20 protein-coding genes are annotated in these 20,091 nt (G+C 33.8%); 5 read left to right on the plus strand and 15 right to left on the minus strand.

What is annotated here, in order from left to right:
• Nucleotides 1-733: 733 nt before the first annotated feature.
• Nucleotides 734-1,210 carry a hypothetical protein gene (locus AC5LWZ_RS09110; RefSeq protein ID WP_110447516.1) on the plus strand — a complete coding sequence of 159 codons (477 nt, stop codon included), beginning with the start codon at nucleotides 734-736 and terminating at the stop codon, nucleotides 1,208-1,210.
• A gap of 81 nt (nucleotides 1,211-1,291) precedes the next feature.
• On the opposite strand, the gene amtB is transcribed toward AC5LWZ_RS09110, so the two are convergent.
• The 9 genes from amtB to AC5LWZ_RS09155 all read right to left on the minus strand — a co-directional run bounded on the left by amtB (nucleotide 1,292) and on the right by AC5LWZ_RS09155 (nucleotide 11,465).
• Nucleotides 1,292-2,572, minus strand: coding sequence for an ammonium transporter AmtB (gene amtB, locus AC5LWZ_RS09115; protein WP_493463537.1), 1,281 nt, complete (start codon nucleotides 2,570-2,572; stop codon nucleotides 1,292-1,294).
• A 20-nt stretch (nucleotides 2,573-2,592) separates the two neighbouring features.
• On the minus strand, nucleotides 2,593-2,931 hold the full coding sequence (glnK, locus tag AC5LWZ_RS09120; protein ID WP_086359933.1) for a P-II family nitrogen regulator: 339 nt from the start codon (nucleotides 2,929-2,931) through the stop codon (nucleotides 2,593-2,595).
• A 225-nt stretch (nucleotides 2,932-3,156) separates the two neighbouring features.
• Nucleotides 3,157-4,641, minus strand: a complete 1,485-nt coding sequence (dgt, locus tag AC5LWZ_RS09125) for a dGTPase (protein ID WP_493463538.1) — start codon at nucleotides 4,639-4,641, stop codon at nucleotides 3,157-3,159.
• Between the two features lie 23 nt (nucleotides 4,642-4,664).
• Nucleotides 4,665-5,729, minus strand: a complete 1,065-nt coding sequence (gene purK, locus AC5LWZ_RS09130; protein ID WP_493464200.1) for a 5-(carboxyamino)imidazole ribonucleotide synthase — start codon at nucleotides 5,727-5,729, stop codon at nucleotides 4,665-4,667.
• A 7-nt stretch (nucleotides 5,730-5,736) separates the two neighbouring features.
• Nucleotides 5,737-6,237, minus strand: a complete 501-nt coding sequence (gene purE / locus AC5LWZ_RS09135; RefSeq protein WP_198200399.1) for a 5-(carboxyamino)imidazole ribonucleotide mutase — start codon at nucleotides 6,235-6,237, stop codon at nucleotides 5,737-5,739.
• 201 nt (nucleotides 6,238-6,438) lie between these two features.
• Nucleotides 6,439-6,789, minus strand: a complete 351-nt coding sequence (locus tag AC5LWZ_RS09140; protein WP_086359936.1) for a RidA family protein — start codon at nucleotides 6,787-6,789, stop codon at nucleotides 6,439-6,441.
• 24 nt (nucleotides 6,790-6,813) lie between these two features.
• Nucleotides 6,814-8,817, minus strand: a complete 2,004-nt coding sequence (gene uvrB, locus AC5LWZ_RS09145) for an excinuclease ABC subunit UvrB (RefSeq protein ID WP_493463539.1) — start codon at nucleotides 8,815-8,817, stop codon at nucleotides 6,814-6,816.
• Between the two features lie 395 nt (nucleotides 8,818-9,212).
• Nucleotides 9,213-10,673 carry a molybdate ABC transporter ATP-binding protein ModF gene (gene modF / locus AC5LWZ_RS09150; RefSeq protein ID WP_493463540.1) on the minus strand — a complete coding sequence of 487 codons (1,461 nt, stop codon included), beginning with the start codon at nucleotides 10,671-10,673 and terminating at the stop codon, nucleotides 9,213-9,215.
• Between the two features lie 15 nt (nucleotides 10,674-10,688).
• Nucleotides 10,689-11,465, minus strand: coding sequence for a TOBE domain-containing protein (locus tag AC5LWZ_RS09155; protein ID WP_493463541.1), 777 nt, complete (start codon nucleotides 11,463-11,465; stop codon nucleotides 10,689-10,691).
• Nucleotides 11,466-11,661: 196 nt separating this feature from the next.
• Here AC5LWZ_RS09155 and modA point away from each other — a divergent pair, with 196 nt between their 5' ends.
• Genes modA through modC form a run of 3 tightly spaced genes read left to right on the plus strand, consistent with a single transcriptional unit; the run spans nucleotide 11,662 to nucleotide 13,815 of the window.
• Nucleotides 11,662-12,426, plus strand: a complete 765-nt coding sequence (modA, locus tag AC5LWZ_RS09160) for a molybdate ABC transporter substrate-binding protein (RefSeq protein ID WP_493463542.1) — start codon at nucleotides 11,662-11,664, stop codon at nucleotides 12,424-12,426.
• Between the two features lie 12 nt (nucleotides 12,427-12,438).
• The gene (modB, locus tag AC5LWZ_RS09165; protein WP_493463543.1) at nucleotides 12,439-13,128 is read left to right on the plus strand and encodes a molybdate ABC transporter permease subunit; all 690 of its coding nucleotides are present in this window, start codon (nucleotides 12,439-12,441) and stop codon (nucleotides 13,126-13,128) included.
• Nucleotides 13,129-13,134: 6 nt separating this feature from the next.
• Complete coding sequence (modC, locus tag AC5LWZ_RS09170) at nucleotides 13,135-13,815, plus strand: molybdenum ABC transporter ATP-binding protein (protein WP_086364029.1); 681 nt, start codon at nucleotides 13,135-13,137, stop codon at nucleotides 13,813-13,815.
• On the opposite strand, the gene AC5LWZ_RS09175 is transcribed toward modC, so the two are convergent.
• The 4 genes from AC5LWZ_RS09175 to AC5LWZ_RS09190 all read right to left on the minus strand — a co-directional run bounded on the left by AC5LWZ_RS09175 (nucleotide 13,794) and on the right by AC5LWZ_RS09190 (nucleotide 16,715).
• Nucleotides 13,794-14,546 (minus strand): UDP-2,3-diacylglucosamine diphosphatase, encoded by a 753-nt coding sequence (locus AC5LWZ_RS09175; RefSeq protein ID WP_086364030.1) that lies wholly within the window; start codon nucleotides 14,544-14,546, stop codon nucleotides 13,794-13,796. The genes modC and AC5LWZ_RS09175 overlap by 22 nt on opposite strands.
• Nucleotides 14,539-15,030, minus strand: a complete 492-nt coding sequence (ppiB, locus tag AC5LWZ_RS09180; RefSeq protein ID WP_110447507.1) for a peptidylprolyl isomerase B — start codon at nucleotides 15,028-15,030, stop codon at nucleotides 14,539-14,541. Before ppiB ends, AC5LWZ_RS09175 begins: the two co-directional genes overlap by 8 nt.
• A 70-nt stretch (nucleotides 15,031-15,100) precedes the next feature.
• Nucleotides 15,101-15,952, minus strand: a complete 852-nt coding sequence (gene folD / locus AC5LWZ_RS09185) for a bifunctional methylenetetrahydrofolate dehydrogenase/methenyltetrahydrofolate cyclohydrolase FolD (protein WP_110447506.1) — start codon at nucleotides 15,950-15,952, stop codon at nucleotides 15,101-15,103.
• Nucleotides 15,953-16,022: 70 nt separating this feature from the next.
• The gene (locus AC5LWZ_RS09190; RefSeq protein WP_198200409.1) at nucleotides 16,023-16,715 is read right to left on the minus strand and encodes a DUF2884 family protein; all 693 of its coding nucleotides are present in this window, start codon (nucleotides 16,713-16,715) and stop codon (nucleotides 16,023-16,025) included.
• A 280-nt stretch (nucleotides 16,716-16,995) separates the two neighbouring features.
• Between AC5LWZ_RS09190 and AC5LWZ_RS09195 the strand changes: the two genes are divergently transcribed.
• A complete protein-coding gene (locus AC5LWZ_RS09195) occupies nucleotides 16,996-17,262 on the plus strand; it encodes a GrxA family glutaredoxin (RefSeq protein WP_065579308.1) in 267 nt (88 codons plus the stop codon).
• Nucleotides 17,263-17,314: 52 nt separating this feature from the next.
• On the opposite strand, the gene tsaB is transcribed toward AC5LWZ_RS09195, so the two are convergent.
• Nucleotides 17,315-17,995, minus strand: coding sequence for a tRNA (adenosine(37)-N6)-threonylcarbamoyltransferase complex dimerization subunit type 1 TsaB (gene tsaB, locus AC5LWZ_RS09200; protein WP_493463544.1), 681 nt, complete (start codon nucleotides 17,993-17,995; stop codon nucleotides 17,315-17,317).
• Nucleotides 17,992-19,926: a DNA repair helicase YoaA gene (gene yoaA / locus AC5LWZ_RS09205; protein WP_198220611.1), complete on the minus strand. Its 1,935-nt coding sequence runs from the start codon at nucleotides 19,924-19,926 to the stop codon at nucleotides 17,992-17,994. Before yoaA ends, tsaB begins: the two co-directional genes overlap by 4 nt.
• Nucleotides 19,927-20,091: the final 165 nt, after the last annotated feature.

Below are 20,091 nucleotides of genomic sequence, written 5' to 3' on the forward strand. Positions count from 1 at the left end.
AAATGAAGTAATGTTATCTGTAGGTATTGAAAAGTTTATTGATCGTCTCAATATCATTATTGATATTCTCAATTAAGAATGATTAGCGTTGCTTTTAAAAGAATAAAAATAAGTTGTTTTCAAAAAATATTTTTAGTAGCGTAATAACATAAAAATTAAGTCCGATATGATAACTTAATAAAGTCTATCCTTTTTTAGTAAACATTTTCCAGAAGATTTGATACTTCTAAAATGGACTTATATCAACCAGTGATTGGAATTCGAGGTATCAATATATCTCAAATCTAAATCACCATCCTAAGACATGCAGTTTATTATTATAGATTAATAACTAGATAAACAAGCATATTAAGATTTATTCAATTTATCTTAAACCAATCAAGTAAAGCTATATAGTTATTACTATATCTCCGTTAGATATAGTAAATATTAACTAAAGATTTTTATTAATAAATATTTATATAACATTACAGGAGGCACAGCAAAATAGTAGGTTTAAAACAAGCTATCAAATAGCATGTTAGTCTTATTTATATCGTAACAAGATGATTTTTTTATTAAATCATTAGTTTTAATAGTCAGTTGTAAATAGCAGTATAGTAAAAGTATTAGTTGTTTTATATGTGTAAGCATAAAGTTAAACAGATATGCCTTGACAATAATGAGTATTAACGCTGTTTAGTTGTCAAATTTATTGTTCTATTTTTACCCTGAATTAAAAGGAAGTTACAGAATGAAGACATATAAAAAACCATTATTTACCTTGGTGCATAGCAATGATGCTATACCTGAGCATAAAACCTTAGCGTATCTTGACCCAACATTAAATGATTATACAGATCATATTGATGAAGTTATTGGTTTACGTATTAAGGAATTGAAACTTCACCATTCTGAATATAGGGAATATCATGATGATAAACAAAATAATAACAAGTCAGGTTTTTCTTTTATTTTTCAAGAAATATTTGAATCAGAACATCATAAAAAGCAAATTGGCATGTTAAAAGACGAGATATTAATTGCCAAAGAATCAAATAGAGTAAAGAAATTGCTAAATGAACGTTTAAAGGAATTTGCGAAGTTTTACCCTGAAATACAATTTAACTTGAACAATGTTCAATCGCTACCAACTAGATTTAAAGATTACCTTTTCGCTCCACCTTTAGTCTTAACTGAGGATAATACTATTATGCTTTGGGATGACTAAAAAAACTTAACAATAATTAATAAGGCAAAATCTACAGTATTGACATACTGTAGATTTTTTATTTTAACCTTCTAAATAATCTTAACTGTTAAATGCACTTTCACCATGACTGTTAATATCAAGTCCTTCACGTTCATGCTCTTCAGAAACTCGCAAACCAACACTAAGATCAGCAATTTTATACGCAATATAAGCTATTATTGCCGTCCAAATGACACAAGTGATGACACTCATTAATTGTATACCTACTTGACTTGTCATAGTGATACCATCGGCATAACCTGTTCCACCTAATGACTCAGAAGCAAAAACCCCAGTTAGTAGACAACCAACAATACCACATACGCCATGTACACCAAATACATCACAGGTATCATCAACTTTTAAAATCCTTTTTAAAGATGAAACACCCCAAACACCGGCAACCCCACAAATAAGACCAATTAACATTGCACCACCAACACCAACAAATCCTGCTGCTGGAGTGATACCCACTAATCCAGCAATCACGCCTGATGCTGCCCCCAAACATGATGGTTTACCACGTAATATCCATTCGGCGAATGACCACGCTAAAACAGCGGCAGCAGTTGCGGCAATGGTATTAATAAAAGCTAAACCAGCAATTTCATCAGCATGTGTTGACGATCCGGCATTGAAACCAAACCAACCGATATATAAGATAGCTGCACCTAAATAAACATAAGGTAAGTTAAACGGTTTTAATGGTTCTCGATTGTAACCAATACGATTTTTAAGCATATAAGCACCGAGTAAACCAGCAACAGCTGCATTGATATGTACCACAGTACCACCAGCAAAATCTAATGCGCCTTCATCACCAAGAATTCCACCACCCCAGACCATATGAGCCATCGGAATATATGAGAAAGTGAACCATAACACCATAAAGATAAGAACTGCCGAAAAACGAATTCTTTCTGCAAAGGCACCCAAGATTAAACAGCAAGTGATGCAAGCAAAAGAACCTTGAAATGCAATCCAGATCATTTCATAGATCGAACCAGAAATATCAGTAATACCAACATTAACCAATAAAAAATGGTCAAAGTTACCAAAAAACCAGTTACCTTCACCAAAGGCTAAAGAGTAGCCATAAACTATCCATAACACCGCAATCAACGAAAATGTTACTAATACTTGTGACAGCATGGATAAAACGTTTTTAGATCTTAATAAGCCACCGTAAAAAAGTGCAATACCAGGTACTGACATAAATAAAACTAATGCAGTACAAATCATCATAAAACCATTGTCAGCTTTATCTGCAATTGCCACTTCATCAGCAAACACTGGACTTGCTAAAGCGAATCCGAAACAGAGAATAAATTTTTTCAACATAATGATATCCTTATTGATAATTACAGTGCTGACTCATCAGTTTCACCGGTACGAATACGAACAACATGTTCTAGCGGAGTAACAAAAATTTTCCCATCCCCTATTTTTCCTGTATAAGCAGCTTTAGTAATGGTACTAATTACCTCATCGAGCAATTCATCACTAATTGCTAGCTCAATTTTTACTTTAGGTAGAAAGTTGACATTATATTCTGCCCCACGGTATAGTTCGGCATGACCTTTTTGTCGCCCAAATCCCTTAACTTCAGTTACGGTTAAACCAGTAATTCCAATATTTGATAGTGATTCTCTAACCTCTTCTAATTTGAAAGGTTTTATAACTACGGTGACAAATTTCATCCATTACTCCTTATTACTATTAATGTTATTTAAGTTAATGCAAGGAGCATGCCAAAATTAGTATAGAATGATTAACCATTGAAATATTTGCTATTTTTAAAATTGGTCGGTAATTATTGTTAAGTAAAAAATTTTGAGGAAAGGGGTTTTTAAAGATAAAAATAAGCTTTCTATCGCACCAATTTGGTGCTTATGCCTATTTTTGGTGCCGATAGATATTAATAATCAGAATGTTACCATTAGTTTGCGATATTCGTCATAAGCAAAATGATCAGTCATACCACTAATATAGTCTTGAATTAACCGGCAACGATAATAAAATTCCCAACATTTAAAGTTACAATGCCCTTTGTCCAATGATGCAATAGCTTGTTGATAAGCAACACAATGTTTTGCCGATAATTTATGATACAACCTTGTTTCGATAGGATAGTTTTTATGATTACTTGTTTTGGCTAAGTTAATAAAATCATCTGTTGACATATTTAGCAGTGGACTATAAATATCCAACAAACCCGTTATTATTCTATAACCTTGTAATTCAATATTTTCAACCATCTCATGATTAAATATATGTTCAAATCCAACTGTTTTGAATATATTCAGTAATTTATACTCAGCTTCATGATCTTCAAGTAAAGCGTGATTAAATGAACCATGATAGATTGTTTCAATGTTTTCAATGAATCGCTCTGCCGCATGAGGTACCAATTTAGCAATAGTATTTACCCGTAAATACATAAAGAATTGGTCAATACCTATCGCTTCAAATTCATTTTTTTTCAAATTGTCATAAGGTTTATTAACAACTTCATCAAATAAATCACCTTTTTTAACTGGGCCCCATGCTTCTTTTAAATAGTGGTAAAGCTGTTGCACAGTCAAAATTTTCTTTTCTACTGCATCTTCCAGATCGGCAATACAGTAGGAAATATCATCCGCCGCTTCCATAATATAAGTAAGTGGATAGCGATGAAATGGTTGGATATCCAGTTGCTGTGATAATTCATTAACAAAAGATTCTTCAGACAAATAGTATCCAGGTTTTTTCATCAAATAGCTGAATTCATCTGGAATATCATTAGACCAATAAGCAGGTTTGGAATATTTTAGAATTGAAGCAATTTGTGAATAGGTCAAGTTAAGTCGTAGAATAGTATGAACTAATCTAATCGCTTGGGCATTACCTTCAAAATTTGCAAGATCTTGGCGAATTTTTAATTTTAATGATTTGAGTGATTGTGCATCGCTCTCATTAATATTAAGTATTGGGTAGCTTGAATCTTTATCAATTCCCAAACGCGTAGTAAACCACTGATTGATCGCAGCTTCACCAAAATGGCCAAATGGCGGATTACCAATATCATGCATTAAACAAGCCATTTCAACTAAGCTTTCTATAGACATGACAGATTTATCTAGGCCAAACGTCTTTAATTTTCCAGAGAGACTAAGACGATTGACAATCTCCTTGACGATATAACGACCAACTTGTTGTACTTCCATTGAATGAGTAAGCCGAGTTCGCACAACAGAATTACGCTCTAAAGGAAATACTTGTGTTTTCTGCTGTAAACGCCGTATAGCTGCTGAATTAAGAATGCGACCACGATCACTTTCAAAAAAACGCAAGACAGAATATTCATCAGATGCTTGTCGTTGTTTACTGGCATATCGTTGATAATTAATTTTTTTATTAAAATCGATCATATCGCAACCTGAGGTTCAATCAGCTATAATTTCTGTTTTGCCCACTCGATTGGTGAACCATATTCTGCTGGTAACATAGAATCAAGTTGATTTAAGGCTTCAATCAATTTTTGGCGATGTTGATGGCTTAAATTGATATGGCCAACTTTACGCCCTACTCTTACTTCTTTTTCATACCAATGCAAATGAACTAAATCTACCGCTAACCAATTAATGTTGAATTCAGTACCAATTAAATTCACCATCACTGATGGACAAAAAACGTCCGGCTTAGGTAACGGTAAATCTAAAATAGCCCGTAAATGTAATTCAAACTGGCTAATAGAAGCACCGTTTTGCGTCCAATGGCCACTATTATGTACCCTTGGGGCCAATTCGTTAATTAATAAGCTATCACCAATGACAAAACATTCCATTGCCATAACACCAACATAATTAAGTTTATGCATAATCTTTGCTAGCATCTGCTCAGCGCTTATCTGTAATGTCTCATTTTCACATGGGATAGCAACACTCATTTTTAATATGCCATCTTGATGCAAATTATTAGTCAAAGGATAAAAAACTGTTTCCCCTTTGGCATTTCGAGCCCCAACCAACGACACCTCTTTTTCAAAAGGAATGGCTTGTTCAACAATAGCATTTTCATAAACGTCATTTGGCACAGTGATGTCATCACCTACTGAAAGTCGCCATTGCCCACGACCATCATAACCACCGGTTCGACGCTTAACAATTAGTAAATCACCTAATTTTTCAAAAAAACTCGGCCAATCATACTGATTTTTAACAGCAAACCATTTAGCTGTTGGTAATTTCAGTTCATCAAGTAGCTGTTTTTGAGTTAAACGGTCCGCAATAATAGGAAATACATCTCGATTAACAAACTGAGGATGACTAGCTAAAATTTGCGTAAATTGCGTTTCAGGCCAACGTTCAATTTCAGCAGTAATTACAGAATTTTGATAAGGAATTGATGCCGGTTCAACATCTAGTCCTACAGGATAAACATGAATACCTAATGGTTCACCTGCCTGTCGAAGCATACGCCCTAACTGGCCATTTCCTAATACACAAACAGATCGAATTGTCATATTATATCGCTACTCTCGGATCAGGATTATTTAAAACTTCATCAGTTTGACTCAATCGCCAATTAGATAAACGTTGATAAATTTCTTGGTTATGTAATGCCAGAATTTGCGCAGCTAATAAGGCTGCATTTGCAGCTCCAGCTTTACCAATAGCTAAAGTTCCAACAGGAATTCCTTTTGGCATTTGCACGATTGAATAAAGACTATCCACACCACTTAATGCTGCACTTTGAACCGGCACGCCTAAAACAGGAACTAAGGTTTTTGCTGCTAACATCCCCGGTAGATGAGCTGCACCGCCTGCACCAGCGATGATAACATCAAAGCCTTTTGTTTTAGCATTTTCAGCAAATTCGAATAATTTATCTGGAGTACGATGGGCAGAAATAATTTCAACATGATAAGTAATGGCTAAAGTATCTAAAATATCAGCAGCATGCTGCATAGTAGCCCAATCACTTTTCGACCCCATTACAATGGCAATTTTTGGTTGAGTATGCATAGATGATTATAAGGAGATGTAAATATTAAGTGTCGAAAGTATACACTAAAATTCGCTAAATGGGATAGCAAGAACTATGACTTCTTATCAATAAGTTAAACTCAATATTCGGACAATTTAAGTTAATGCATAAATAAAACAGTTAATCTCATAATACAACGTTATTAAATCCGCCAATATATGGCGGATAATCATATAAATTTATGAATTAACGGCAGCAACGATTTTAATTTCAATCAAATACTCTTTTTTCATTAATCCTGCCTGAACAGTACAACGAACTGGAGCTTTCCCTTTCACTACCCATTCATCCCAAGCTTTGTTCATGGCTGGAAAATCACTTTTATTTACCAAAAAAAGGGTTGCATCTAAAATGCGACTTTTATCACTATTCGCTCTTGCTAAAATTTTATCTATTTCAGCTAAGGCACTTTGGGTTTGCGTATAAGCATCATCACGCAAATCTGTTGGTACGCTTGTATAATAGATCACATTATTATGGATCACCGCTTCCGACCATCTATCTTCGGGATCTATACGAGTAATTGTCATTATATTTTCCTTAAAAACTTTTTATTAAGATACTTTGATGAAATCAGCTCGTAATTTTTTGATCTCATCACGTAAAACACCTGCTTTTTCAAATTCTAGATTTTGGGCGGCTTCATACATCATAGCTTCAAGCTCTTTAACTCTTGCTTGAACTTCTTTGACCGAAACATAATTATACTGTCCACCTGGTTCAAAAGCTTGTACTTTAGCCGTAGCTTTTTTCGTGCTCAAACCTGCATCTAAAACATCTTTAATTTCTTTACGTACTGATTTTGGTGTAATACCATGAGCTTCATTAAAATCTTCTTGTTTTTTACGACGGCGCGCTGTTTCGTCGATCGTTTTCTGCATAGCCGGAGTAATTTTATCGGCGTATAAAATCGCTTTACCATTCACATTTCGAGCTGCACGACCAACCGTTTGGATTAATGAACTTTCTGAACGCAAAAAGCCTTCTCGGTCAGCATCTAAAATTGCAATTAATGATACTTCGGGAATATCCAATCCTTCACGTAATAAGTTGATACCTACTAACACATCAACCTTACCAAGACGAAGATCGCGTATAATTTCCATTCGTTCAACGGTATTAATATCCGAATGCAAATATTTAACATTAACATTATGTTCAGATAAATAATCAGTTAAGTTTTCAGCCATACGTTTAGTCAAAGTGGTGACTAATACTCGCTCATCTTGATTTATTCTCACTTTAATTTCAGATAATAGATCATCAACTTGAGTAGCTACCGGCCTAACCTCAATAATTGGATCTAATAAGCCTGTAGGTCTAACAACCTGCTCGATAATTTCACCACCCGATTTTTCAATTTCATATTTAGCTGGTGTTGCTGAAACATAAATTGTTTGTGGCATTATGTTTTCAAATTCTGAAAATTTTAGTGGTCGATTATCTAATGCTGATGGTAAACGAAAACCGAATTCAACTAAATTAAGTTTCCGTGATCTATCACCATTATACATCGCCCCTAATTGCGGAATTGCCACATGAGATTCATCAATAAATAATAATCCGTCAGCCGGCAAATAATCAAATAATGTTGCTGGCGGATCTCCTGCTTTACGTTGAGCTAAATATCGGGAATAATTTTCGATTCCTGAACAGTAACCAAGTTCAGTCATCATCTCTATATCAAATAGAGTCCGCTGAGTTAATCGTTGTTCTTCTAAAAGTCGATTATTATCCAACAAAACTTTTTGGCGTTCTTGAAGCTCTTGCTTAATTTCAGCAATCGCATTGTCCATAATATTTCTTGGGGTGACATAGTGCGTTTTGGGATAAATTGTAATACGAGGTACCTCATTAATCGCATTACCAGTTAATGGATCAAACATAACTATCCGTTCAACTTCATCATCAAAAAGCTCAACACGTACAGCTAGTTCATCAGAATCAGCAGGAAATATATCAATAACATCACCTCGTACCCGAAACGTACCACGACTAAAACCAATTTCATTACGGGTATATTGTAATTCCGCTAAACGCGTTAAGATTGAACGCTGATCAGTGATGGTACCTCTTGCCAAATGTAAAATCATGGACATATAAGTTTCAGGCGCACCTAATCCATATATAGCAGACACTGAAGCCACAATCACTACATCACGGCGTTCTAATAACGATTTAGTAGCCGATAAACGCATTTGCTCAATATGCTCGTTAATTGAGGCATCTTTCTCAATAAATGTGTCTGTAGAAGGCACATATGATTCTGGTTGATAATAATCATAGTAAGACACAAAATATTCCACTGCATTATCTGGAAAGAATGCTTTCATTTCACCATATAACTGCGCCGCCAAAGTTTTATTAGGTGCTAAAATAATAGTTGGGCGATTATGCTTGGCAATGACATTGGCCATAGTAAATGTTTTACCTGAGCCTGTAACACCTAATAATGTTTGATGTGCAATCCCATCATCAAGATTTTGATTTATCCGATCAATTGCCGCAGGCTGATCACCAGCAGGTTTAAAATCAGAACATAATTTAAATTTTCTCATTACTCGCAACCTAAAATTTTACCTATTAATAAAAATTATCCCCAAAAACACTTGACCTTTAGAAATGTTATATTTTTTGCTCAGTTAAGCTAAAAGAATGTAAAGACGTCTTAACAAACAACCCTTGATTTATTATAACAAATTGATATATATAAATATTTAAAATCATGCTTAAGTTGTAATCAAATCAAATAAAAACCTGATGAACATTGAGGTTAACACACTTTTCAATAAACTACTCACAGACTTATCCACAGGCATAGGGGATAACTTGCTAAGTATAGTCAATATAAACTTTTTTCCGGATTTTGACTAAATTTCGCACAGTTTTAAAAATTTTTTTTATTGGTTGTTTCTATTTTTAAAACTTAGTTTAATAGTTTTTGCCTAAGAAATTATTTCATACTTTCTATTTTATATTGATAGCCAACAGGCTCATTAGGCACAAAAGTTAATCGATGAGTGATGCATTTTGGCGCATCTTCTGTATGATGGGAAACAAACAATAATTGTGTATTACCTCTATCAATTAAATTATCAATCCAACTTTTGACCAGTTCACGATTCAAATAATCAAGTCCCTGTAATGGTTCATCTAAAATAAGTAGCGTTGGGTGTTTAACTAAAGCCCTAGCAATTAGGACTAAACGTTGCAAACCCCATGAAAGTGATTGAAATGGTTTCTCTGCTAACTCCGTTAAATCCAATAATTGCAACCACTGTTTAACTAATTTTAATTGTTTATCACTTGGTGCTTGATATAAGCCAATTGAATCAAAATAACCCGATGCCAATACATTTTCTACACTTAAACTAACTCGGTAATCAAGATGAAAACTACTACTTACATAGCCAATATGACGCTTGATATCCCATATAGTTTCACCTGAGCCTCGCCTACGTCCAAATAGTGTTAAATCATTACTATAGCCCTGTGGATGATCGCCAGTTATTAAACTGAGTAATGTGGATTTACCTGCTCCATTTGGGCCAATAATTTGCCAATTTTCATTAGCTCTAACTTGCCAACTTAATCCATTAATAATTGCTTTACCATCATATTGAACAAAACCATTATTTAAAATAATCCGATCTAAATCGTTAGGTAATGGCACAGAAATTTCATCTGGATCTGGTAAAGTAAAATTAGATAAATGTTCTAAATTAGCAAGTTGTTTGACGGCTACGTCATCTAATATGGTGTCTTTTGTGCCATATTTCAATAGCTGACAATTAGCCAGTAATCCAATATATTTAACAAATAGCGGAATTTCATTAAAACGATTTAATACCATTACAATAGTAATATTTTGTTTTGATAGTTGGCTAAGTATTTCAGCTAAATTAGCTCGAGAAGCAACATCTAAACCATCAAATGGCTCATCTAAAATTAATAGTTCAGGTTTACTCATTAATGTGCGACAAATTAAGGTTTTACGTGTTTCTCCAGTGGAAAGATATTTAAAACGACGATTTAAAAGATGTGCTATACCAAATTGTAATGCTAAATTTTCACAAAGCGTTTGATCTTGATTATATTCTTGAATAATCTCAGACGTAGTTAATCCAGTATCATCTTCTTTATCACTTAGCATGTCAGTATTATTTCGTTTCCATTCATCATCGATTATTTTTTGTAAGTGCTCAAAGGAGATGTGCGCGATTGATTTAAAACGATTAATTACTTTCCCAGATAATATTGTTTGATCACCAGCTAACGCTTTGGCTAATATTGATTTACCCGATCCATTTCGGCCGACAAAAGCAACAATATCGCCAGCATTAATCATCAAAGATTCGATAGTAAAAACGCGGAAATCACTAATTTTATATATTGTATTTTCAATTTGTAACATAACTACCTCAAATGACTAAACTAATGTGGCAATGATAATATGCTGAGGATCGATAGATATGGTTGTTTGCTGACCTTCAATTAACTTTACACGATTAACCTCGCTGGTTAATTTGCTTGCGTAAAGTATCATTCCTGATGGTAATGAAAATGAAATTTCAGATAACTGACCATCAGTGATTATTTTTTCTACTTGAACCGTTAATTGATTTTCATTTAAATCATTCAATTCAATCAAAGGTGCTTTGATAAGTAATAGCACAGTTTTATTAATATCTATTTTTAGGCGTTCAACACTTTGCTGAGTAATATAAGCTTTTAGTTCTGTTTGATTATCATTCAATTTAACCTTTACAAATCCGGCAATATTATTGGTTTCAATACTTACAACACTGCCATAAATTTGATTACGAGCACTGGTTTGCAATGATAATTTAGCAGTAATTTTTAAAATATCATCCAACGGAATATTGTCATTATTTAAAATATTAAATGCATTATACTGTAGCTGAGTTAATAGATCATAAAGCTGTATAAATCTAACTGCGTAAGCACTAAGCTTGGTACCTCCACCATTTTTTCCTCCCGTAACAGTAATCAAAAAGGGTTTTGGCGCCAAACTATTGATTTCATTAACCGCATCCCATGCTGTTTTATAACTTATACCGATTTGTTTGGCGGCTTGACTTAATGAACCTGTTTGCTCTATCGCTTTTAATAAGGCAATTCGCCTTGGGTCAGTAAATAGTTGCTGATTTAAGTTTAAAGTTAATAAAATTTCTGCTGACAACATTACTTCGTGCCTTATTAGATTTAATAAACCATTATTAATGGTAATGTTGTTCTATTGTAGACGTTTTTTTATTTTTCACCAAAAATTGTCCTCATATCGTTTTATGATCAATAAAATTTCGCTAACGAGTAAAGATTAATTGTACATTATAGGTAAAGTTTGATAGCATCGTTATGTATTATATTATATAACGAGTATGAAAAATAACATGGAAAGAATCATTGCATTACTACTATCATTAACAACTTTACTTGTCAGCTTATCAGCAACAGCCAGTCAAAAAATTACAGTATTTGCTGCAGCCTCATTGACGAATGCAATGCAAGATATCGCAACTAGTTATAAAAAAGAGCATAAAGATACCGAAATCGTATTTTCATTTGCTTCTTCTTCAGTATTAGCTAAACAAATTGAACAAGGTGCTCCTGCAGATATTTTTATGTCAGCAGATCAAAAATGGATGAATTATCTTATTGAACATAAAATTACAACAGAAAAACAAAATTTGTTAAAAAACGGCTTAGTTTTAATAGCGCCAAAACAATCTAAATTAGACAAAGTAGATATCAATGCAGAGACTAACTGGCAAACAATTTTACCCAAAGGCGAAAGATTAGCTGTCGGTGATCCTGACCATGTCCCTGCGGGACTTTATGCTAAAGAGTCTTTAACTAATTTAGGCGTATTTGATAAATTGTTACCACAAATGGCTCCAGCAAGTAATGTTCGTGATGCGTTAATGTTAGTTGAACGCAATGAAGCTACATTAGGGATTGTGTATAGCACTGATGCAAAAGTAAGTGATAAAGTGAAGATCGTTGGTAATTTTCCTGCCGATACATTTAAAGCTATTGAATATCCAATAACATTATTGAAACCTAAAGCAAAAGAGTTTTATCAATATTTAAATTCACAAACAGCACAAAATATTTTCCAAAAATATGGTTTTTTAACTAAATAGTATTTTGAAAAGATGATATTAACTGAATTTGAATGGCAAACATTGCTGCTAAGCTTAAAAATAGCTGGAGCAGCAATAATCTTTAGCCTACCATTAGGGATCTTAACTGCTTGGATTTTAGCAAGATGTCAATTCATAGGTAAATCATTGTTTGATAGTATTGTTCATCTTCCATTAGTTTTACCGCCTGTTGTTTTAGGCTATCTACTACTTTTGACGATGGGACGTCATGGTATTATTGGTGAATGGCTAAATAACTATTTCCATCTCAGTTTCAGTTTTAATTGGCAAGGTGCTGCCTTAGCCTCTGCTGTGGTGGCATTCCCTCTTATGGTCAGATCGATTCGATTAGCGATTGAATCAATTGATTCAAGATTAGAAAAAGTCGCAAGAACCCTTGGCGCTAAACCATTTCGTGTTTTTATAACCATTACTTTACCATTAGCATTTCCGGGCATTTTAATGGGAACCGTACTTGGTTTCGCGCGTTGTCTAGGTGAATTTGGCGCAACAATTACCTTCGTTTCAAATATTCAAGGTGAAACTCGTACAATTCCTTTGGCTATGTATACCTTATTACAGATCCCTGATGGCGAGTCCGGTGCATTACGGCTTTGCATTGTTTCGATAGTATTATCATTAATTGCCTTATTTTTATCAGAAATGCTTAATCGTTGGCATAAAAAGAAGTTAACAGGATAGTTCGTCATGTTAAATATAAATGTGAGCAAAAAACTCGCCTCGTATGCTTTCCAGTTTAAACATGAAATTCACTGTCATGGCGTGACGGCAATTTTAGGTGTCTCCGGTTCAGGGAAATCAACACTGATTAACCTTATTAATGGTTTGATTAAACCAGATATCGGTTATATTAAACTAAATCAAACTACTTTGGTTGATACTGAAAAAGGAATTTTTACAACCCCAGAAAAAAGACAAATTGGTACTGTCTTTCAAGATGCATTGCTTTTTCCCCATTATAAAGTTTTAAAAAACTTAACTTATGGTGCAAAATCATTGAATACAGAAAGATTTGACGAAATAGTTTCGGTACTCAACATTGGTTCACTTCTTAATCGTTATCCAGCAATGTTATCGGGTGGTGAGAAACAACGTGTTGCCATTGGTCGAGCGCTATTAGCTGAACCAAAATTATTACTAATGGATGAACCACTCTCAGCTTTAGATATGCCTCGTAAAAAAGAGCTATTAAGTTATATTGATAAACTAGTAAATGATCTAAATATCCCTATTGTTTATGTAACGCACAATATCAATGAAGTTAAACGCATTGCACAACACGTAGCGGTTTTAGAGCAAGGGAAATTACAAACCTATGGTGATACTGAACAAATTCTACAAAGTGATTATTTGAAAGAGTGGTTATAAAGTTCTAAAGTAGCGCTATTTTTTTCTTGTTTTATATACGAAATGCCATCATGCCAAGCGCCTAACACAATTCTAGTTGCTGGCTCGTCATTAATATAAAGATGATGTGTAGCAGGTTTATGAGTATGTCCATGAACCATAATACTAGCGTTATTGGCAATCATCATATCAATGACAGCTTTTGGATTTACATCCATAATAGTTTCAGATTTGATTTGATTATGCTGGCTGCTCTCTTTGCGTAATTTAGTGGCAATTTTTAAACGTATTTTTAATGGCAGTAATAGAAATAATTTTTGTAGCCATTTTTTATGCATGATTTTGCGGAATTTTTGATATTGAGGATCATCAATGCAAAGCAAATCACCATGCAGAAATACAATATTTTTATTCTGATTAACTAAACAATTAATATCGCTTAATAAATTCATATCACAGCGTTTAGCGTAATGCTTACCAATCAAAAAATCACGGTTCCCATGTACAAAGAATTTTTTAATATGGCGTAAGGTGAGTTCTTTTAAAGCATCAGCAATTTGATTATGTAATATTGACTGTACATCATCACCTACCCAATAATCGAATAAATCACCAAGTATATAAAGCTCACATTGATTAGGTAATTGCTTAAGAAAAGACAAAAAACCTGCTGTTATATCAAAATGATCTACAGCAGGCTGATTGTCTGCAAGATGAATATCTGCAATAAAAAAACGAACCGGATTATTCAACCGTTACACTCTTAATTATGACATCTTCTACAGGAACATCAGAATGCATGCCACTACGACCTGTTTTAACCGCTTTAATCTTATCAACCACATCCATACCATCGACAACTTCAGCGAAAACACAATAACCATAGCCATTGATATCCGATGAGCGATAATTTAAATAATCATTATCAACGACATTGATAAAAAATTGTGCTGTAGCAGAATGAGGATCACTAGTACGAGCCATGGCTAATGTACCACGATTATTTTTTAAACCATTATCAGCTTCATTCTTAATTGGAGCTTTAGTTTTTTTCTGTTTCATACCTGGTTCAAAACCACCACCTTGAATCATAAAATTATTAATGACACGATGGAAAATGGTGTTGTTATAAAAACCTTCTTGGCAATATTCAACAAAATTTTTTACCGTTTCTGGAGCTTTGTCTTCAAAAGTATTAATCTTAATATCGCCTAATGAAGTATGAAATATAATCATAAAATGTTCCTTAATTTCATTTTATTACATAAAAATTGTTAAAAAGGTGAGCAATATCTTTTTAATATGCTTACTCACTAAATCTTTCACATGCTTCTAATGTATTACTCATTAACATTGCTACCGTCATCGGCCCAACACCGCCGGGTACTGGAGTGATCCAGCCGGCTCGCTGGCTAGCAACATCAAATTCCACATCACCAACTAATTTCCCATCAGGTAAACGATTAATACCAACATCAATCACAATAGCACCCGGTTTTATCCATTCGCCTTTGACATAATTAGGTATACCGACACCAGCCACAACAATATCAGCATTACCAACATGCTTTGCTACATCCACTGTTCGACTATGGGTAATTGTGGTTGTGCATCCTAAAAGTAATAATTCTAATGCCATAGGACGACCAACAATACTCGATGCACCAACAACTGTCGCATTTAAACCCGATAAATTAATACCGGTTGATTCTAACATCTTAACAACACCATATGGTGTACATGGTCGTAGTATTGGATCACGTTGTAATAAATGGCCAATATTATAAGGATGAAAACCATCGACATCTTTACGAGGATCGATACGCTCTAGCACTTTAGTTTTATCAATATTATCCGGTAAAGGTAATTGAACTAAGATACCATGAACATCGGATCGTTGGTTCAATTCATCAATTAATGCTAATAATTCATCAGTGGTTGACGATGGAAAATCATAAGCAAAAGAAGCAAAACCAACATCATCACAAGCTTTTTGTTTATTTTTAACATAAATTTTCGAGGCAGGATCCGAACCAACTTGTATAACAGCCAAGCCGGGAACAGATAAACCTTGTTCAGTACGTTTTTTTACTTTTTGAGCAATTTCATTGCGTATTTGCAATGCTAACGCTTTGCCATCAATTATATTTGCAGTCATAAGCCGATTACTTCTTTTACCTGATGATTGTAGATAAGATATTCTCGCAAAAGTTTTGATTATTGTCTATTCACTTGTCGGCCGATTGACTAAGTTCTGTTAAAATCTGTTGATATTGTTGGTCAACATCCGTAATAACTGAGCAAATATGAGCATCAAAGGCTTTAAGTTTTGGTTTTTGAGCCTTCCATTCATTTTTCGAAATATCTTTAATAGCGGAGATGTTTTTAAATAAATTAAACTCTAAAATACTGCCGCCAATAACATTATAAAAAATACGTTCACCAATATCGTGCCCATCTTTTTTTAATTTATTAAAATTTTGATAATAAAATTTTGTGCTGCCATTCTCGCTAATAAGGGAACCATGTAATAGTTTCACTAATCTTTTATATAATTTATTTAACTCGCTATGCAGTTCACGATCATCACTCAACTTTTTGGTGATTGCCTGATCAAAAGCAACTTTTACTTCAGACAATAAGCTTAATGATTGCTGCTCTAATTGAGGTAATTGTGAGCGTAAACCTTTTTGAAACTGATCAAGTTTTTTTCGCAATGATGGATTTGGTGATATTATTTTTTTATTCAATATTATCTGACCATCATTCATAATAGATAAATCATTAGATTTATTATATATATGGATATTGTCTTTATTTATTACAATGTCGTAACTTGGTTTTACAGGGCACTCTTTTTGTGCTGCAAACGAGGTTATCGATAAAGTTAATGACAAAATAAATATCATTTTTTTTAGCATACTGACATCCATTTAATGGTTGAAATTAAAATTATAACGAGTAATATCAAATTAGCACTATTTTTGAGGCTTAAAAAACCCCTTTCCTCACATTTTTTTGTAATAACAGGTAAAATATTCAATAAAGTATCTAAATGATTAAAACGTATACCTTACTAACTTTGCAAGTTTAATATCAATAGGTATAATCTATTATATCAACTAGATTTAACTACTTTTTTTTATTTAAAACTGAAGTATAGTTAATACAACAATTAAATTTAACTATTAGAGGTGAACTATGTATGCTGTAATTTTCGGACGTCAAGGATGTCCATATTGTGTACGAGCTAAAGAGTTAGCAGAAAAACTATCACAAGAACGAGATGACTTTTCATATCGTTATGTTGATATCAATGCTGAAGGTATTACCAAAGAAGATCTTTCAAAAAGTGTTGGTAAACCAGTTGAAACCGTACCCCAAATTTTTATTGATGAAAAACCAATTGGTGGTTGTACTGATTTTGAAGCATATGCCAAAGCGAATTTGGGATTATTTCAAGAATAAGCAGTAAACCTAATTTCACAGCAGATAACGCATTTCGAGCGCTTATCTGCTGTTATCGACCTGGTAATTTTTGCCATGTAACTTCATTGCGCAAATATGTTGGCTCAACATCTTCAACTTTAACCACTTCCTTTCTTAACCATTTTTGCTGAGCGATAACCACCAAATCTTGTGCTTCAGGTAACAACACTTCACTTGGTTTAATCATTGCTAACATATTAGGATAAGTTTGCCAACCAGTGCCAGCCGAATAATCTTCATTATCAATACTTTTGATTTTAGTTACCACATCTTCAGGTTTAATTACACATTCAGGAGTGATCGCTTGCCATTGTTGATCTTGATAATGGTATTGTCCTAAATAGACTTCTCCCATTCTAGCGTCTATTGCTGGAATAACTTTAGTTGCACATTTAGTTCTATAAGCACCTTGTGCTAAAGTTTGCAATGTTGATACAGCTATCATTGGTACATCAATGCCGAGAGCTAAGCCTTGAGCTACTCCAATCCCTATTCGCACTCCAGTAAAGCTACCCGGACCTTGAGCAAAAGCAATTGCATCTAGTTGTGAAAGACTACACCCAGCTTGATGCAAAATATTATCAACCATAGGCAAGATTTTCTTGGTGTGATCTCGCTCTGAAATAATGAAATCATGAGTGATTTCATTTTGATAAAATAATGCGACTGAACAAGCTTCTGTTGAAGTATCAATGGCTAAAATAGTACTCATTTGTTTTCCAAATTATCGATTATCGATTCACTGTTAGATAATAAAAAATTGATGACCTTATTTATATCTCGCGTTCTTGGCGAAGGTGGTAAGCTATTAATAAATGTTGCGCCATATGGTCGCATGACTAATCGATTATCGCAAATAATAATTGCTCCACGATCATTGTGATGGCGAATTAATCGCCCTACTCCTTGTTTTAAGGTAATAACAGCTTCAGGTAATTGGACCTCATTAAATGCATCACCACCTTGCATTTGGCAATCTTCCATTCGAGCTTTAATTAAAGGCTCATCAGGTGAAGTAAAAGGTAATTTATCAATAATAACACAAGAAAGAATGTCACCTCTAACATCTATTCCTTCCCAAAAACTGCTAGTTGCAATTAATAGAGCGTTACCACTATGAATAAACTGTTCCAATAATTTTACTTTACTGGTATCACCTTGAACTAAAACAGGTAGTTTGGTTAATTCTCGAAACTGTGTCGCTAAGGCATTCATCATAGCATATGAAGTACAGAGGAAAAAACAGCGACCTTTGTTAGCTTCAATAACGGGTAATAAAATATCAACCAGTTTTTCAGCATTACCTTGTTCATTTGGTGATGGAATATAACGCGGCACACACATTATTGTCTGGTTGTTATAGTCGAAAGGACTTTCTAAAATCAATGAGTCAGAATTGGTTAACCCCAAACGTTTGGTGAAATAATCTAATTGATTATCAACGGATAAGGTTGCTGATGTAAAGATCCAGCTCCCTTTGCGCTCGATTAATAACTCTGCAAATTTTTCAGCTACCGACAATGGTGTTAATGCGAATAAAAAAGAACTATATGAGCTTTCATACCAGTAACTAAAACCAGATACATGTGTTTCTGTTAGACGCTTTAGCAATAGTTGATACTGGTTAACGCGATCAAAACAATTATCTAAGGTAGTAGAGCGCCCTATTGCTAATAAAAGAACTTCTTTGCAAAAATCAAGAGCATCAAATAAATAAGATAATTCTTGTTTAATTTTAGCTTGATTAAATAAATAACGTAGATTGCCTTTATTATTTTGCTGATTTATTAATAATCGTAAATCTTGGGTACATTTTTGTAGTTTATCAGCACATTGCTGTAACTGAGACATATCTTTGACTTCGGTTCGATAAGCTAAATTTATCTCTTTGGCTAAATCAAAAAGTTGTCGGCTGGTTAACTGTTCCCCAAAATAATGGCATGCTAAGTCTGGAAGTTGATGAGCTTCATCGAATATCATCACATCAGCTTTAGGAATCAATTCACCAAACCCTGTATCTTTTACCACTACATCCGCTAAAAACAGATGATGATTGACCACAACAATATCAGCATTTAACGCTCGCTTACGAGCTTTAACCACATAACAATCATTATAGTGCTCGCATTCACTTCCTAAACAATTATCATTAGTACTAGTTAAAATTGGCCAAATTGGATTATCTTCGGTTACCGTTGTACATTTACTAATATCACCGTCTTTGGTTTTAATTGACCAATTTTTGACACGGACAAGGTCTGTACGTAAATTCTTATCTAAATCACCGGCAGCTGCATATTGATGATACATACGTTCTAAACAGAGATAGTTGGCTCGACCTTTAAGAAGTGAAATTTTACCGGTATAGTCCAAAGCTTTTTTGATAATCGGCAAATCTTTACTATACAACTGTTCTTGCAAATTTTTTGAGCCAGTTGAAATAATGACTTTCTTTTCACTTCGTAATGCAGGAACTAAATAAGCAAAGGTCTTACCTGTACCGGTTCCCGCTTCAACTACCAGTGATTGTTGCGCTTGTATTGCTTTAGTGACTTTATTTGCCATCTGTCTTTGTGGCGATCTTGCAACAAAACCATCAATAGCTGTCGCAAGTAAACCATTTTCTGCAAAATCATCAATCACTTAAAATACACCTAATCAAAAGATAAGCCCTATTTATATTTTCTAGAAAATTTGTTAAAGAAATAATTAACGTTAGTAAAATATAACGTCCTCTTAAAATCGGCATGAAATAATAGTCATAAAATTGGATAATTAACCATCAAGACAACGAGGTATACTATACCA

This window comes from Gilliamella sp. LMG 34362 (genome assembly GCF_984569125.1).